Genomic DNA, 16,752 nt, shown 5'->3' with positions numbered 1-16,752 from the left:
CCGGCGACACGAATGTCGCCGGCCAGTCTGCTCAGGAAGAGATCAGAAGCGAGCGCGCACGCCGAGCATGTAACGGGGCTCGAACTGATTGCGGCTGTGGAACTGCTTCTGGCCGGGTTCGAACTCGAAGTAGTATTCCTCGATTTCACCGAAGACGTTCGAGCCGTTGGCGTAGACGGTCACCATGTCGTTGACGTCATAGGTGATGTTGGCGTCCACGTACTGCGACGTATCCTGGTAGATCGGGATTGCGCCAAAGGTGTTGGCCAGTCGCGGCGTGCGATAGTTCCACGCCACACGAACCTGCAGACGGTCGCCCTGGTACCAGACGGCGGCGTTCATCGAATGCTCGGAGTTGTCGGGGAAGGGCAGGTCCTCGCCCGACAGGTTCTGCGCGTTCTGTGAACTGTCCGAATAGGTATAGCTGCCGTCGAAGCCGAAATCGCTCCAGATCGGCGTGTCGATGAAGTCCGACAGGCCGATCTTGGCGCCCAGTTCGACGCCCTGCAGTTCGCCACCCTCGCCCTGGACTGGGCGATTGACGTCGACCATGCGGCGAATGATGCCGTCGCCGTCAGGATAGGAGCCGCTCAGGGGCACGGTTTCGCGCTTGACGAAGCTCTCGATGTTCAGGCGGAAAATGCCCGCATTGAACATGGTCGCCGGGCCGAAATAATACTCCAGCGCCAGATCGTAATTCGTCGAGCGCCAGGGATCGAGTTCGACCGTGCCGCCGATGGTCGCGCCGGTGACGCGTCGGATGCCGAGGGGCGGGGCGCTGGGATCGTCTGGCGTCGGACCCAGGGAGTCCACCGTCGAGATCGTCACGCCACCGCCGTAGTTGCCGAGATCCAGAGGGATCATCGTCTTGGCGTAGGACGCGCGAAGTTTCAGCTTGTCGGTGAAATCGTACCGGAAGTTCGCCGTCGGCAGCCAGTCCGTATAGCTTCGGCTCGAGATGGTGTCGCCGACGTCGTTGTTGGTGTCGCCATAGGCACGCGTATCACCCGTCAGATTTTGGCGAGCCCGCAGTTCCGTGCGCACCATCCGCACGCCCAGGTCTCCGGTCAGATTGCCGAAGCCCAGGGCGAAGTTGGTGTAGGCGCTGTCCTCGTACAGATCGACGTCATAAGTGTTGCCCGGAATGATGACCTCGTAGGCGTTGCCGAACACGCGCTCCTGGAAAGCGCGCACGTCGTCGAAGTCGCGCGGATCAGCCACCCACACGCCCGGCAGGCCTGAGGTGATCGAGCCGTAGTCGGACATGAAATAGGTGTTGTTGTTCTCGCGCAGCAAGGTCGGACGGTTGACCGTATAGCCTTGGAAGCAGGTCGGGGTGTTCGCGACGGTCCCAGCGGTGCAACTGTTTGGCGTCGCATCGACCGGAAGCGACGCGTTGAAGCCGGGGTTGGTGACGAACTCACCCGACTGGCACTGCGTGTTGTCCATCACGACGTCGATGGCTTTCCACTGGGCCGCGCAGCCCGCCTGGTTCCCTGCGCCTTGTCCGGCGTAGAAGTCGGAGAACAGGTGGAAGTTGCGGATTTCGACCTCTCGGCCGCTGTGCCGGACGCCGACGTCGATCTTGTTGACGAAGCCGAACAGCGGCGTGTCCTGGAACTCATAGCCGCCGTCGAAGCGCACCACGGTAAGGTCGGAGTTGTTGCGCTGGTTGCCTTCCGACGAATAGGCGCCGACCGTGTAGGAATCGAGATTGGACATGTAGTCGGTCAGCGGCACGGTCCCCAGACCGCCCGGCAGCGGCGTGTCGAAACCGCTCCAGGCCAGACTGGAGCCCGTCTGGCTGATGTGCAACTGCGGGTCCGCGCCATAGCCGAACGGGTTGGGCGAAATGTAACGTCCGCCCTGGCTGCCGACGACGCCGTTGGAATAGCGCGAGGCGGGATAAAGCGCCGCGATCGAGGCGGGATAGAAGGTGCCGCGCGTCCGGTCCGCGCCTTGGCGGAACAGGGTGAAGGTACGATCAGGACCGTATTCCCAGTTGGACAGATCGCCCTGGACCTGACCGTTCATACTCTCCAGGTTGGCTTCGGCCTTGATGGCCCTTGCGCTGAAGGTGAACGGGCCGCCCTTGTCGTAATCCAGCTCCAGATTGAAGTTCTTGGACTCGTTCTCGGTCGCCCGGTTCACGGTGAATGAGTTCATCCACCAGACGTCGAGGTCGTATTCGCTGACATTCAACCAGGGCAGACCATTGGGGCCGCCGTTCACGCCGGTCTCGACGAAGTCTGTCGGCGTCGTCCAACCCAGCCCGCTCCAGCGGTTCGAGATGTTCAGGCCGGCGGCGCGGTTGTATTCCTGCTGGTGGGTGTAGAAGACCTCGGCCGTCAGGCGGACGCCGTCCTCGATGTCGAACTGGAAGGCGCCGTTCAGGCTGTAGCGTTCGCGCTCAACGGCCCGGCTGAAGCTGTCGTAACCATGAGGCGAAATCCAGTTGGGATCGGTGGAATCAGGACCGCTCCAGTCGTTGTTGCCCAGAACGCTCTGGCTGATGCCCGAATAGTTATTGCCCAGGTTCGACTTGCTCATCACCCCCGAGATCATCACGCCCAGCCGGTCGCCGCGCCAGTTCAGCAGGCCGTTGACCAGATAGTCGTCTTCCGCCGTGCGTTCGCCGGTCTGATACTCGGCGGCGGTGAAGACGGTCGGGCCGTAGTCGAAGTCCATCGGGCGGCGCGTCCGCAGGTCGATGGTGCCGGAGATGCCGGAAAGGGCGTTCGACACGTCCTGCGACTTGAACACGACGATCGAGTTCATCAATTGCGACGGCACGTCGTTCAGGTTCGGCTGGGCCGTACCCAGGTTGCCGGGCGCCAGATATTGTTCACCGTTCAGCAGGGTGATCACCTGAGGCAGGCCGCGGATGTTGACGGTCGAACCCTCGCCCGCGGACCGCTGCACCTGGATGCCCGGAATACGCTGCAGGGCGTCGGCGACGGTGACGTCGGGCAGTTTGCCGATGTCTTCCGCCGAGATGGCGTCGACCAGAGCGGATTCGTTGCGCTTGATGTTGATGGCCTGGGCCTGCGACGCCCGGATGCCGGTGACGACGATTTCGCCGACCTCGGTCGGGTCTTGGGGCGCCGGGATCGGCGCCTGTTCCGCGGTCTGGGCATAGGCCGGCGCGACAAGCGCCGAACTCGCCATCAAGGCCGCCAGCATGGGCCTCTTGTGGATTCTCATCTCGTTTTCCCTCCTCATTGGCGCCGCGTTTTTGTTGTGCGGCATTGGCTCAAGGCTTGATGATCGACCCTGAAAGCGTGACGTTCGCGCTCAACCCCGCCTCGGCGGCGTCGCGGGCGACGGTGATGCGGTAATCGCCCGGCGCGATGCGCCAGCCGGGCAATGCGGTGTCATATTCGGCCAGGATGCGCGGCTCGGCCTTCAGCACGATGCGACGCGTCTCGCCCGGCGACAGCGTCATCCGCGCAAAGGCGGCCAGACGCCTGGGCTGGTCGGCCGAGGCGACATACAGCTGGGCCACCTCGGCTCCCGCCCGGTCGCCGCTGTTGGTCACATCGACGGCGACGCTCAGACCCTGGGTGTTCGAGACCGCCAGGTTGGAATAGGCGAAGCTTGTGTAGCTGAGGCCGTAACCGAACGGGAACAGGGGTTTGCGTCCCTCGCGTTCGTACCAGCGGTAACCGACGTCCGATCCCTCGACATAATCGACGGCGAAGGGCTGCAGCACGGCCCCCTGCGGCGCCCCGGGGTTGGAGGCGGAGGCGGCGTCCACGGCCTTCATCTCGGCCAGGCCTGGCACGGTCGGGCGCGGCGCCTGATCGGCCGAGGCGGGGAAGGTGATCGGCAGGCGGCCGGACGGATTGACCTCGCCGAACAGGATGCGGGCGATGGCTTCGCCGCCGCGCTGGCCGGGGTACCAGGCCTGGATCACCGCCGGGGGCTTCTCCAGCCAAGGCATCAGCACCGGCCCGCCGGTCTCCAGCACCACCACCGTCCTGGCGTTGGCGGCGGCCACGGCCTCGATCAGCCCGTCCTGGTCGTCCGGCAGCGACAGGCTCTCGACGTCCTGGGCCTCTGTGGTCCACTGGGTGGCGAAGACGACGGCGATGTCCGCCGCGCGCGCCGCCGCAGCCGCCGCCGCAGGATCCCTGCCATCGACATAGGTCACGGTCGCGTCCGGCGTGACGGCGCGGATCGCGTTCAGCGGCGAGGACGCATGCCAGGTCATCCGCGCGAAAGACGCCGCAGCGCCTGAGGTCAGCGGAATCTCGACCGGCGCGCCGCCGACCGACCGCACCTGGGACGATCCTCCGCCCGACAGCACGCCGACATCGGCATGGCCGCCGATGAGCACGATCCGCTTCGCCGTCCTGGCCAGGGGCAGGACCCCGCCCTCGTTCTTCAGCAGCACGATCCCCGCCTCGGCCGCGCGCTGGGCGATCTCGGCGTTCCGGGCGTAGTCGATGGGCTGCGGGGTCGTGACCACCGGCGCGTCCAGCACCCCGGTCTCGATCAGGCCGACCAGCAGGCGACGCACCATGTCGTCCAGCCGCGCCTCGGGGATCCGCCCGGCGTCCAGGGCTTCACGGAAGGGGGCGTCGAAATACAGGGCCCGGTCCAGCTCCTGGCCCGAGGCCTGGTCCAGTCCCGCCAGGGCCGCCTTCTCGGTCGAATGGACCGCGCCCCAGTCGGACATGACCCAGCCGTCGTACTTCCAGTCGCGCTTCAGCACCTGGTTCAGCAGGAAGTCGTTCTCGCAGGCCCAGTCGCCGTTGACCTTGTTGTAGGCGCACATGACCGAGCCGGGATTTCCCCGCTCGATGGCGATCTGGAAGGCCAGCAGGTCGCTTTCGCGCAGGGACGCCTCGTCCAGGCGCGCGTCCATGATCATCCGCCCGGTCTCTTGCGAGTTGAAGGCGAAATGCTTGATGGTCGAGACGATCTTATTCGACTGGACGCCGCGGATATGGTCCCCGGCCATGACCCCGGCCAGCAGCGGATCCTCGCCCAGATATTCGAAATTCCGTCCGTTCCACGGATCGCGGGTGAGGTTCACCCCGCCGGCCAGCAGGATGTTGAAGGTCTTGGCCCGCGCCTCGGACCCGATCATGGCCCCGCCGGCATAGGCGATCTCGGGATCGAAGGTGGCGGCCGTCGCCAGGCTGGAGGGCAGGGCGGTGGCGACGTCGCCCTTGCGCTGTTCGACCTGGTTGGCGACGCCCAGGCTGGCGTCGCTTTCGCGCAGGGTCGGTATGCCCAGGCGGGGTATGCCGGGGATATGGCCGGCCGAAGGAATCATGTCGGCGACGGGGGCGCCGGGCGTCTGCGCGGCCATCGGCGGGAAGTAGCCGTGGATCAGTTGCAACTTCTCGTCACGCGTCATCCGGGCCAGCAAGGCGTCGGCCCGGGCGGCGGCTTCGGTTGGGACTGGGGTGGCCGAGGCGGGTTCGCTCGAGACTGCCCGGCCGTCCGTCTGGGCGAAGACCGCGACAGGCGTCATGCCGATGGCCGTCGCCAGGGCGAGACGACTGATCAGCGACAACGAGAGGAAATTCATGCCGGCTCCCAAACTCATCCAGGGACGGCGACGGCCGTCAGAACAGAAGTTGGGACGCGGCGCACACCATCGGGGATGACGGCGGACAGCCGACATCGTTGCTCGCCGAGGCGAGCTTTTCGATCATGTTTGCGGATGGCGTTTGTCGCGCCGTGGTTCGCCGGCCCGAATGGCCGATGATCGTTCCGCTCCCTGCACGGAGGATCTTCGTCCTCTCGCAGGCAAAGGAAAGCACGGATTGAGAGCGTTCACAATACGAAATGGATGTAATGGAACGGCGTTATGCCTGGTGGCTGGATCACAAGTCGTTTCAGTCAGAGGTCCAGTCAAACGCCGCAGCGCAAGTCCGCCCGGGCGCACCTAAGCGTAAAACCCAGGCGCGCACTGCGCCTGGGTTTGCCGGTCCGTCTGACCACACAGAGAAGCTTGGATGCAGGGCGGTTCGGGCTCAGATCACCCCGATCATCGAGGCCACCAGCGGGTGGCGCACGATGTCGCGTTCGGCGAGGCGCACCACGGCGATCTCGTCGATGGCCTCCAGACGGGCCGAAATATCGGCCAGGCCGGAAATGCCCGGCAGCAGGTCGGACTGCTGCGGGTCGCCCGTGACCACCATGGTCGAATGCCAGCCCAGCCGCGTCAGCAGCATCTTCAGCTGCACATAGGTGCAGTTCTGGGCCTCGTCGACGACGATGAAGGCGTTGTTCAGGGTGCGGCCGCGCATATAGCCGATGGGCGCGATCTCGATCAGGCCCTCCGCCATCAAGGCCTTGACCCGCTTCATGCTCAGCCGGTCCGAAAGGGCGTCGTAAAGCGGGCGCAGATAGGGGGCCAGCTTGTCCTCCATGTCGCCGGGCAGGAAGCCGATCGACTCCCCGGCCTCGACGGCGGGGCGGCTCAGCACGATGCGGCCGACCTTGCCGGCCTCCAGCGCCTCGACCGCCTTGGCCACGGCCAGATAGGTCTTGCCCGTGCCTGCCGGGCCCAGCGCCATGACCAGATTATGCGCGTCGATGGCCGCCATCATTTCCGTCTGGCCCTCCGACTTCGGCTTCAGCGTCTTCAGATAGCCCTGCTCGCGGTCGTCGTTCGAGGAATGGGGCGACCATCCCGACCGTTCGTTATGGGGGGCGTGGAGCCGACGCACCTTCGACTCCTCCATGAACTCCCGCGAATCCAGGATTCCGTTTTCACGGGACTGACGCTTCATTGCCGCACGCTTTGTCATGGACGTCTCCAGGGCATGAAAAAAGGCGGACCCATACGGGTTCCGCCTTGGCTGGTCTTGGGGAGGAAAAGGCCGTGGCCCGTGTCGTGACGGCCGCCCGGATCGACAGCTTGGCCGTCAGAAACGGGACTGACCCGCCGCCCAACAACCGAACCCGGATCCCAACGCGCCATGCGAAGCCCCGACTAATGACCGGATCGGGCTTGATCCGGCTTCGGATCCGGGGCCGAAATGGCGACCCACGAATCGCATCAACACTCTGATGCTAACGTGGTTAGAAATCTGTTAAAGCCCTCGTTTTTAGAAGATTAGGCGGCGTTCTGATGACCATTTACACATTGGGCGACAGCAAACCGCAGTTTCCCGCGCCCGGCGAATACTGGGTCGCGCCGAGCGCATCGGTGATTGGGAACGTGATTCTGCACCCCAACGCCAGCGTCTGGTTCGGCGCGGTGCTGCGTGGCGACAACGAGCCGATCACTGTGGGGCCCGACAGCAACATCCAGGACGGCAGCGTCCTGCACACCGACATGGGCTCGCCCCTGACCCTGGGCCGGGGCGTCACCGTCGGCCACCAGGCCATGCTGCACGGCTGCGAGGTCGGCGACTACAGCCTGATCGGCATCGGGGCGGTGGTGCTGAACGGTGTGAAGATCGGCCGCAACTGCATCATCGGCGCGAACGCCCTGCTGACCGAGGGCAAGATCATTCCCGACAACAGTCTGGTCGTGGGCCAGCCGGGCAAGGTGGTGCGAGAGCGCGATCCCGACCAGATCGCCGTCCTGCAGATGTCGGCCGAACATTACGTGCAGAACTGGAAACGGTTCGCGGCGGATCTGCGCGCCCTCTAGTCTCCGCTCAACCCGGCTTGCGCCGGGATGCGCGGGATCAGGAGGCTAGAATCCTTCGCGCCGCATCGGCGTCCTTGTCGATCTGGGCCTTCAGGGCGCCCAGCCCGTCGAAGCTTTCCTCGCCGCGCAGCCAAGCGACCAGTTCCGTCTCGATGACCTGCCCGTACAGGTCGCCGTCGAAATCGAACAGCCAGACCTCGAGCAGCGGGGTCTCCAGCGCATACATGGGCCGCACGCCCAGGCTGGCGACGCCGTTGACGACCCGCCCGTCCGCCAGACGGCTGCGGGTCGCATAGACGCCGTAGGCGGGGCGCATGTAATCGCCCAGCGCGATGTTGGCGGTCGGCACGCCGATGGTGCGGCCGCGCTTGTCGCCGTGGATCACCTCGCCCTGAAGAGCGAAGGGGCGGCCCAGGATGGCGGCGGCCCGGTCCATGTCCCCGGCCTTCAGGGCTTCCCGCACGGCGCTGGATGACAGTTTCAGCCCGTCGGCGTCATCCAGCCGCTCGGCCACCGAAACCGTGAAGCCCAGCCGCTCGCCATAGGTCTTCAAGGCTTCGGGCGAGCCGGACCGCCCCTTGCCGAAGGTGAAGTCGAAGCCGACGGCGGCATGGCGCACGCCAAGCCCCCGCGCCAGCACCTTTTCGGCGAAGTCCGCATCGCTCATGCCCGCCATCTCGCCGTCGAACGGCAGCAGATACAGGATGTCGACCCCCAGGGGCGCCAGGGCCTGGGCCATCTGGTCCGCCGTCATCAGGCGAAAGGGCGCCGCCTCGGGTTGGAACCAACGGCGCGGATGGGGATCGAAACTGACCACGCCGAGCGGCGCGCCCAGCCGTTCGGCGGCGGCCTTTGCGCCCGCAATGACCGCCTGATGCCCCCGGTGGACGCCGTCGAAGGCGCCGACCGCGACCGCTGCGCCCCTCAGGGCGTTCGGCAGGTCGCGCCAGTCGCGGACGATCTGCATCAGCGCTGGGAGGGCTTGCGCCGGCGCGGAACGCGGACGACGGCGACGCCGTCCATGATCATGGTCTCGCCGACAAAGCCTTCGCAGCTCAGCTTGACCCGTGCGCTCTCGGCCTCGACCTCGATCACCGTAATCAGGATGCGGACGACGTCGTCGATCCGCACCGGCTGATGAAAGGCCAGGGTCTGGGAGATGTAGATCGACCCGGCGCCCGGCAGGATGGTGCCGACCACGGCCGATCCGAACGAGGCGCTCAGCAGGCCATGCGCGATCCGGCCGCGATAGGCGGTCTTGGACGCAAAGGCCTCGTCCAGGTGGACAGGGTTGAAGTCGTCGGACGCCTCGGCGAACAGCCGAATCCGGTCCTCCGTGGCGACCACGATTTTCTCGGCGGCCATGCCGACGTGAAGTTCGTCCAGGATGTAACCACCGGACGGATGCTGCTGAACCAATTCGACCATGCTGCAGGCTTTAGCTGCGGTGCGACAAAATGGCGAGCCTTACCAGGCGAGTTCGAGCGCGGCGTATCGCGCATATGTTGTTTCAGCCTTCAGCAGATCGCTGGCGCGGGCGGGATCCAGCGTCCCATCCTCGCCTCGGGCCTGGTCGCCGTGGATGCCCTGGGCGATGAACAGGCAGTCCAGGGCCTGGGCGTTGGCCCCCATGATGTCGGTGACGACGCCGTCGCCGATGCACAGGACGCGCGACCGATCGACCGGCCGGCCCAGCAGCGTCTGCGCCTCCTTGATCGCCAGATCATAGATCGGGGCATAGGGCTTGCCGGCCATGACGACCCGACCGCCCAGCGACTCGTACAGGTCGGCCAGCGCCCCGCCGCAATAGATCAGCTTGTCGCCGCGCTGAACCACCCGATCGGGGTTGGCGCAGATCAGCTCCAGATCGCGCGCCGCGCCGACCGCGAACCGCTCGCGATAGTCCTCAGGCGTCTCGGTCGTGTCGTCCACGGGGCCGGTGACGGAGATGAAGGCGGCGTCCTCTGCGCCGGCGGCGCGGTCCAGCCCCAGTCCGGCGTAGAGGGGGGCGTCACGCTCTGGCCCGACGATCCAGGCCGGGCCGGGCGCCCGCTTGGCCAGTTCGGCGCGCGTGGCGTCCCCGGAGGTGACGAAGGCCTTCCAGGCCTCGCGCGGCACGCCCAGGCCGTCCAACTGGGCGATCACGTCCGAGGCCGGTCGGGGCGAGTTGGAGATCAGCACCACATGCCCGCCCTCGCGGTTGAACCGCATCAGAGCCTCGCACGGGGTCGCCCAGCTTTCGCGCCCGTTGTGGATCACCCCCCAGACGTCGCAGAGCAGGATGTCATAATCGCCGGCGACGGCGCCGAGGTGGGGCAGGGCGTGGGGGAGGGTCATGGGCGTCTGAGTAGCCGCTCGGACGCCATGACGAAAGTCTCCTCCCCATCAAATGGGGAGGAGGCAGACAGGCCGGTTCAGCTGAACCGACGCCTTTGTTCGGCGCTGCGCAGGGTGGAGCGCAGGAAGTCGGCGGGCGGGTCGGTCTCGGCCAGCACCTGTTCCTTGATGGCGCGGGGTTCGCCGAACAGGTGGCCCTGGCCCATCGCGACGTCCAGCTCGAGGATGTCGACGACCTGACGCTCGTTCTCGACCTTTTCGGCGATGACCTCGACGCCGTAGCGGCGGGTCAGGGCGGCGAAGTCGGCGGCCTGGATGTCGGGCATGGAGCGCAGCGGCGCTCCGCCGTCGAGATCCAGAAGCTGTTCGATCAGCAGGTCGGCCGACACCTTGATGAACTTGACGTCCGCCCGCTGCAGGTCGGCGAAGTCGAGGTCCAGCGTCTGGACCTTGTCCAGCGAGAAGCGGAATCCCATGTCGGCCAGCCGCGCCATGTTGCGCGCCTCCACGGCGCCGCGCGCGTCGAAATTGGCCTGGCCCAGCTCGAAGATCAGGGCCTGGTTCAGATCGCGGTTCTCGCTGAGGAACTCCAGGAAACGCGGGAAGAAGGTCTCGTCGCCCAGCGAGGTCAGGGCCACGTTGCAGAAGACCCCGACCTTGCGGTCCTGGCGCGCCAGCCGGCGCACGATCTGGGCGCAGCGGAACAGCAGCAGATTGTCGATGGCGGGCACCAGGCCCTCGCCTTCGGCCAGCGACAGATATTCGGCCGGCATCATGACCCGGTCGGTCGCGTCGCGCAGGCGGGTGAAGCTCTCGTAAAAGATCGTGCGGCGCTGGGGCAGGGATACGACGGGCTGAAGATAGAGGTCCACCCGACCCTCGCTGAGCGCCTCGTGGATGGTGCGCAGCAGGACGTTCGACTGGGCCTGGCGCCGGCCTTCGAAGGTCTCGACCCCGATGCTGGGGGCGGCCGACAGCCGGTGGTCGATGCTCTCGCTCATCTGCTGGACCAGGGTCTCCAGCATTCGCACTTCGCCGGTCAGGGCGTCTGTGTCTGACAGGGCGCCGCTCTCGATGGCGTGGGCCAGTTCGGTCAGGGCGCCCTGGGTCGACTCCATCGCATCGGCCAGCAGGCGGTGGGCCTCGCGGACCTGGTCGATCTCCTTCTTCAGGGCGCGACGGGCGGCGACGCCCGTGACGATGCCGTGGAAGGCGCCCAGCAGACCCAGCGCCCCGAGCGCGCCCGCCACGCCCGCGCCGGCGCCCAGGCCCGCACGCCACAGGAACGCCCCCACGGTCATGCCGAGGAACAGATAGGCGAAGTACAGAAAGCCCGTGGTCAGGTTACGCATCGGCTGGCGGTGGCCACTCCCGGATGGAATCGCCTGAGTATCAGGCTATCAATGTCGTTCGGCTAGAGCCGGGGCGCAAATAACCCGGCGGAACTCAAGGGAAACCCAATGGAACTGTTCGATCTCACCGGCAAGGTCGCCATCATCACCGGCTCGTCGCGGGGCATAGGCAAGGCGATCGCCGAGCGGCTGGCCGAACACGGGGCCAAGGTGGTCATCTCCTCGCGCAAGGCCGGGCCGTGCGACGAGGTCGCCGCCGAGATCAACGGCAAGTACGGCGAGGGGCGCGCCATCGCGGTTCCCGCCAATATCGCCTCCAAGGAGGATCTGCAGCGGCTGGTGGACGAGACGAACGCCGCCTTCGGTCAGATCGACATCCTGGTCTGCAACGCCGCGACCAATCCCTACGCCGGGCCGATGGGCGGGATCGCCGACGATCAGTTCGAGAAGATCCTGCAGAATAACGTCATCTCGAACCATTGGCTGATCCAGATGGTCGCGCCGCAGATGGTGGAGCGCAAGGACGGGGCGATCCTGGTGATCTCGTCCATCGGCGGCCTGCGCGGCAACGCCCTGATCGGCGCCTACAATATCTCCAAGGCGGCCGACATGCAGCTGGTGCGGAACCTGGCGGTGGAGTGGGGCCCGTCGAACGTGCGGGTCAACTGTATCGCCCCGGGCCTGGTCCAGACCGATTTCGCCAAATATCTGTGGGAGAATCCGGAGCTGCTGAAGACGGTGACGGAGCCCGCGCCGCTGAAAAGGATCGGCCAGCCGGATGAAATCGCCGGCACGGCGGTCTATCTGTGCAGCCCCGCCTCGGCCTATGTGACGGGGCAGACCCTTGTGGTGGACGGTGGATTGACGATTGCCTGGTGAAAACACGCGAGAAGAGCCGAAGTTTGAGCGCGCCTCAGAGGCGCGCTCAAACAGCCCGAGGGGCGGCAGCGCCACAAGCGTGCGGCAGGACCTGATCTGGCGCCTGCAGGCCGTCGCCTTCCAGGCGCTGTTTTCGTTCCTGCGCCTGCTCGGGGTCGAGCGCGCCTCGGGCCTGGGCGGCTGGCTGTTGCGGACGCTGGGACCGAAGACGGGCACCCAGAAGACGGTGATGCGCAATCTGCGGATCGCCTTCCCCGACATGACGGACGCCCAGCGCGAGGCCCTGGCGCTGGAACAGTGGGACCGGACGGGTCGGACCTTCGCCGAACTGGCGGTCATGGATCAGCTGACGCCCGAGGGCGGGCGGGTCGAGGTGGTCGGGATGGAGCGGCTGCACGCCCTGCGTGACAGCGGCAAGGCGGCTGTGCTGATCTCGGGCCATCTGGCGAATTTCGAAGTCATGGCGGCGGTGATCATGGCCTCGGGCCTGCCGTGCCAGGTGACCTATCGGGCGGCGAACAATCCCTATGTGGACGCCCTGATCCGCCAGAGCCGCGAGCGCTACGGCATTCGCCTGTTCGCGCCCAAGGGCGACGGGACGCGCGAGCTGATGGCGGGGATGAAGCGGGGCGATTCCATCGCGCTTCTGGTCGATCAGAAATACAATCAGGGGCCGGAGGTCGAGTTCTTTGGTCAGCCGGTCAACGCCTCGGCGGGGGCGGCGCGGCTGGCGCTGAAGTTCGGGGCGGTGATCCAGCCCCTGTCGGTGGTGCGTCTGCCCGGCGTGCGGTTCCGGGTGACGGCGCATGAGCCGATCATGATCCCCGAGACCGCGGACAAGGCGGCTGACGTGCTGGCGGGCGTCCAGGCGGTGAACCGCTTTGTCGAGGATCGGGTTCGCGAGGTTCCGGAGGACTGGTTCTGGGTTCACCGGCGCTGGCCGGACAGGGTCTATGCGGCCCTGGGCGATCGCCTGGAATCGGCCGCGCGGCGGAACGGCCCGGCATAGGCCTCGACGTCGCGACGTCGGCGGCAGGGACCGCAGTAGGCGCTCGTCTTGATGAAGGCGCGGGGCTTGAGGATGACCGCGTTTATCCGGTCGAGGATGGCCTTGGCGGTGATCGGCTTGACCAGGAATTCGGTGACGCCGGCGTCGCGGGCCGCATAGATGCGGCTCTTTTCGGCATGGCCGCTCATCATGATGATGGGCAGGTAGATGTTGGCGCTGTCCGGGCCGGTGCGGACCAGCCGCGTGAACTCGACGCCGTCCAGCGGGAACATGTTGTAATCAACGATGGCCAGATCGACGGGCTGGTGGCTGAGAATGTCCAGGGCCACGGCGCCGTCGGGCGCTTCGTGAACCTTGTGGATGCCGGCGGAATTCAGCACGGCCGAGGTGATGGCGCGCATATGCTGATTGTCGTCCACTAGCAGAACGGCCAGCGATTGAAGCGATGACATCGGAGCCCCCGAAGCGAGGCGGGGAAACTACGTGTTTATCCTTACTCTCGCAAGCTGAGCCATAAAATCAGGCCAGACGCCGGGGCGCGCGGGCGCCGACCAGCAGGGACGGGTCCAGATTGCGGTCGCGCCATTTCAGGCGCCAGCACAGATGGGGGCCGGTGGCGCGGCCCGTCATGCCGACGCGGCCCAGGGGATCGCCGCGCCGGACGGGCTGGTTCGGGGTCACGTCCAGTTGCGACTGGTGCAGATAGGCGCTGATCAGGCCCTGGCCGTGGTCGATCAGGGTCAGACCGCCCTCGAAATGCATGTCCGGGCGGGTGAAGACGATGCGGCCGTCGGCCGGGGCGCGGATCACGGTCCCGGCCGGGGCGGCCAGATCGACGCCGTAATGGGGCCGCGCGGGCGTGCCGTTCAGGATACGCTGGGCGCCCCATTCGCTGGAGATGCGGTAGGTCTCGAGCGGCCAGATGAAGCCGTCGCGGAAGTCGTCGGCGTCGGCCCGGCTGGCGAAGGCCTCGGTCTTGAGGGCGACCTCCTGGCGGATGCGGTCCAGAAGCGCCGGATCGCTGGGTTCGACCGTGGCGGGCGGCAGGCCGTCCACGCGGGTCGAGGGGAAGGCGTAGGGCGCGACGTCCAGGACGCGGCGGGTGGATCGGGCGCCGGATCGGACCTCGATCTCGGCCAGGGCGGGGGCGTCGCGGTCGAAGCCGACGATGAAGAGGCCGTCGGTCGAGGCGGTGGACAGGGCCTCGCCGTCCACGAGGATCAGGGCGCGCGGCTCGGTGCGGCCCAGGGCGTAGCCGCCCTGACGCCAGGCGCCGTTCAGGACCAGATCGACCGCGCCCTGAGCCGGGGCCGAGGCGCCCAGCATCCGCGGGGTCGCCAGGGCCGCGCCGAAGCCGAGCAGCAGCGGGCGGCGGCCGATCAAGGGGCGGTCATCCGGGCGATGAACTCGGCCGGGCCGAAATAGGCCTCCTGCCGGGTCGGGCTCCAGTAGCGCAGCACCTCCAGCGGGATAGGCTTTTCCGTGACGGCGCAGCGCACGAACCGTCCCGGTTTCAACACCGCGAATTCGCCGTCGCCATAGTGGAGGGCGGCCTGTGTCGTGTTCGTCGCGTCCATGGGGTCAGTTAACGATGATCGGGGTTCGAGGCCAAGGACAGTTTCACGCCGTCGCCGGGTTGGGGCCGGCCATTTCGGCCTTGTGATCGATGGCGGCCTGTTTGGCCTCGGGCGAGCCCGAGACCGGCGGGCGGGGCCGGCCGCCCATCCGGTCGGTGAACAGGAAGACGAAGGGGTTCAGCGAGATCGACAGCAGGGCGGCGGCCAGGATCAGGTCGTGGGTCTCGCGGCTCATGGCCCCCAGGCTGACGCCCAGGGCGGCCAGGATGAAGGAGAACTCGCCGATCTGGGCCAGGGAGGCGGCGACGGTCAGGCCGGTGGACCGGTCCAGCCTGAAGACGCGGGCGATGGCCAGGGCGGCCAGCGACTTGCCGATGATGACGATGCCGAGGACGCCCAGAACGGCCCAGGGCTGGCGCACCAGGATCATGGGGTCGAACAACATGCCGACCGAGACGAAGAACAGCACGGCGAAGGCGTCGCGCAGGGGCAGGGACCGTTCGGCGGCGTTGTGGCCCAGCGGCGAGGCGTTCATCACCAGGCCGGCCAGGAAGGCGCCGAGCGCGAACGAATGGAACAGATAATAGGCCAGCCAGGCGATGCCCAGGGCGATGGCCAGGACGCCCAGGGTGAAGAGCTCGCGCGAGCGGGTGTGGGCGATGCGGACCAGCAGCCAGGGGATCAGCTTGCCGCCGACGACCAGCATGCCGGCGACGAACAGGCCGACCTTCAGCAGGGTCCAGCCGATGCCCATGCCCAGGGCGGCGAGATCGGTCTGGGTTCCGGCGGGGACGATGATCATGGGCAGCATGACCAGGGCGATGACGATGACCATGTCCTCCACGATCAGCCAGCCCACGGCGATACGGCCGACCTCGCCCTTGACCTGTTTGCGCTCTTCCAGGGCGCGCAGCAGGACCACGGTGGAGGCGACCGACAGGGCGAAGCCCATCAGCAGGGCCTCGACATCCCCCAGGCCCAGCACCACCCGGCCCAGGGCCCAGCCCAGGACGGTGGCGACGGCGATCTGGACCAGGGCGCCGGGCACGGCGACCTTGCGCACCTGCATCAGATCCCGGGGCGAGAAGTGCAGCCCGACCCCGAACATCAGCAGGATGACGCCGATCTCGGCCAGTTGCGGCGCCAGTTCGGTGTCGGCGACGAAACCGCCCGTATAGGGGCCGACGGCGACGCCCGCGACCAGATAGCCGACCAGGGGCGACAGCTTCAGCCGATTGGCCAACATGCCGAACACGAAGGCGAGGACGAATCCTCCGACCAGGGTGAGAATCAGGCTGTCGGCATGCGGCATCAAGGCTCCTGTCGCGGGCGAAGGGGTGATTTTTGGATAGGTTCAGGTGGGGCGCTTTGCCCCGTCTGACAAGATGACGCAGTGTCGCGTCGGGTTGAATTGGCGTCGTCTTCGCGCTTTCGCTGCGAAGTTCGGAGGGCTGGGCGGGGCGCCGGGCCTTCGCCCGGAGTTTGATCTAGAAATACCGTTTCGACGAAGGTTTGACGCCCCGCGCGGTTGGTTGGTCTGCAAGCTCGGGGCGCCGAGCGGTGGCGGTCTTATCGCCTAACCCCATAAGCCTGCGACGGGTCGGCGGTCCCTGCGAAGAACCGTCCCGAGTGCGGCCGAGTATCCCCCTCGACCCTCCGACGGCGTTTTGAGACGCCGTCGGCGCGGAGGGATTGCACCCCCGCTCCCGTTCCATCCGCTCCCGCCGCCGCAAGGTCGCAGGCCAAGCGAGCCCTCCAAGCGACGAGACCGGGAGTGATTATAGGGGGTGGGCGAACCCAGGCGGGGAAGTCGGGACGAGAATCTGACAAGCCGCTGGAATCGTTACGGCAGGACCAGCGTCATTGTGATAGTTGGACCCGTTCGGGCCCCCTCCGTCACGGCGCTCTGCGCCGCGCCACCTCCCCCAAGGGGAGAGGATCTCCGTCATCGCATTCCTCCCCCCTTGGGGGAGGTGG

14 protein-coding genes are annotated in these 16,752 nt (G+C 66.8%); 3 read left to right on the top strand and 11 right to left on the bottom strand.

Going from position 1 to position 16,752, the window contains the following annotated elements:
* Positions 1-42: 42 nt before the first annotated feature.
* The 3 genes from ER13_RS01280 to ER13_RS01270 form a co-directional block, all read right to left on the bottom strand.
* Positions 43-3,204, bottom strand: coding sequence for a TonB-dependent receptor (locus ER13_RS01280; protein ID WP_230307583.1), 3,162 nt, complete (start codon positions 3,202-3,204; stop codon positions 43-45).
* Positions 3,205-3,253: 49 nt separating this feature from the next.
* Positions 3,254-5,542: a glycoside hydrolase family 3 protein gene (locus ER13_RS01275; RefSeq protein ID WP_052004676.1), complete on the bottom strand. Its 2,289-nt coding sequence runs from the start codon at positions 5,540-5,542 to the stop codon at positions 3,254-3,256.
* Positions 5,543-5,990: 448 nt separating this feature from the next.
* Positions 5,991-6,782 (bottom strand): PhoH family protein, encoded by a 792-nt coding sequence (locus ER13_RS01270; RefSeq protein WP_154725752.1) that lies wholly within the window; start codon positions 6,780-6,782, stop codon positions 5,991-5,993.
* A 311-nt stretch (positions 6,783-7,093) separates the two neighbouring features.
* Here ER13_RS01270 and ER13_RS01265 point away from each other — a divergent pair, with 311 nt between their 5' ends.
* Positions 7,094-7,621 (top strand): gamma carbonic anhydrase family protein, encoded by a 528-nt coding sequence (locus ER13_RS01265; protein ID WP_035305583.1) that lies wholly within the window; start codon positions 7,094-7,096, stop codon positions 7,619-7,621.
* A 37-nt stretch (positions 7,622-7,658) separates the two neighbouring features.
* Here ER13_RS01265 and ER13_RS01260 read toward each other — a convergent pair whose 3' ends face one another.
* The 4 genes from ER13_RS01260 to ER13_RS01245 all read right to left on the bottom strand — a co-directional run bounded on the left by ER13_RS01260 (position 7,659) and on the right by ER13_RS01245 (position 11,310).
* On the bottom strand, positions 7,659-8,588 hold the full coding sequence (locus tag ER13_RS01260; protein WP_035305580.1) for a bifunctional riboflavin kinase/FAD synthetase: 930 nt from the start codon (positions 8,586-8,588) through the stop codon (positions 7,659-7,661).
* Positions 8,588-9,049, bottom strand: a complete 462-nt coding sequence (locus ER13_RS01255; protein WP_008263736.1) for a MaoC family dehydratase — start codon at positions 9,047-9,049, stop codon at positions 8,588-8,590. The genes ER13_RS01260 and ER13_RS01255 overlap by 1 nt, the downstream gene beginning before the upstream one ends.
* 39 nt (positions 9,050-9,088) lie before the next feature.
* Complete coding sequence (locus tag ER13_RS01250; RefSeq protein WP_035305577.1) at positions 9,089-9,958, bottom strand: TIGR01459 family HAD-type hydrolase; 870 nt, start codon at positions 9,956-9,958, stop codon at positions 9,089-9,091.
* Between the two features lie 77 nt (positions 9,959-10,035).
* Positions 10,036-11,310 carry an EAL domain-containing protein gene (locus tag ER13_RS01245; protein WP_008258738.1) on the bottom strand — a complete coding sequence of 425 codons (1,275 nt, stop codon included), beginning with the start codon at positions 11,308-11,310 and terminating at the stop codon, positions 10,036-10,038.
* Between the two features lie 108 nt (positions 11,311-11,418).
* Between ER13_RS01245 and ER13_RS01240 the strand changes: the two genes are divergently transcribed.
* Complete coding sequence (locus ER13_RS01240) at positions 11,419-12,189, top strand: SDR family NAD(P)-dependent oxidoreductase (protein WP_008260395.1); 771 nt, start codon at positions 11,419-11,421, stop codon at positions 12,187-12,189.
* A 79-nt stretch (positions 12,190-12,268) separates the two neighbouring features.
* Positions 12,269-13,198, top strand: a complete 930-nt coding sequence (locus ER13_RS01235; protein WP_035305573.1) for a lysophospholipid acyltransferase family protein — start codon at positions 12,269-12,271, stop codon at positions 13,196-13,198.
* On the opposite strand, the gene ER13_RS01230 is transcribed toward ER13_RS01235, so the two are convergent.
* From ER13_RS01230 to ER13_RS01215, 4 genes are all read right to left on the bottom strand, one after another.
* Positions 13,141-13,650 carry a response regulator gene (locus tag ER13_RS01230; RefSeq protein ID WP_035305571.1) on the bottom strand — a complete coding sequence of 170 codons (510 nt, stop codon included), beginning with the start codon at positions 13,648-13,650 and terminating at the stop codon, positions 13,141-13,143. The genes ER13_RS01235 and ER13_RS01230 overlap by 58 nt on opposite strands.
* Before the next feature lie 67 nt (positions 13,651-13,717).
* Complete coding sequence (locus tag ER13_RS01225) at positions 13,718-14,581, bottom strand: M23 family metallopeptidase (RefSeq protein WP_035305568.1); 864 nt, start codon at positions 14,579-14,581, stop codon at positions 13,718-13,720.
* The gene (locus tag ER13_RS01220; RefSeq protein ID WP_008261088.1) at positions 14,578-14,775 is read right to left on the bottom strand and encodes a DUF2093 domain-containing protein; all 198 of its coding nucleotides are present in this window, start codon (positions 14,773-14,775) and stop codon (positions 14,578-14,580) included. The genes ER13_RS01225 and ER13_RS01220 overlap by 4 nt, the downstream gene beginning before the upstream one ends.
* A gap of 43 nt (positions 14,776-14,818) precedes the next feature.
* Positions 14,819-16,087, bottom strand: coding sequence for a cation:proton antiporter (locus tag ER13_RS01215; RefSeq protein ID WP_052004674.1), 1,269 nt, complete (start codon positions 16,085-16,087; stop codon positions 14,819-14,821).
* Between the last annotated feature and the right edge of the window lie 665 nt (positions 16,088-16,752).

Origin of the sequence: Brevundimonas sp. EAKA, from assembly GCF_000698025.1 — a bacterium.
Lineage (GTDB): Bacteria > Pseudomonadota > Alphaproteobacteria > Caulobacterales > Caulobacteraceae > Brevundimonas > Brevundimonas mediterranea_A.
Note: the sequence above shows the minus strand (reverse complement) of the source record. Positions and strands in the feature narration are given on the sequence as shown.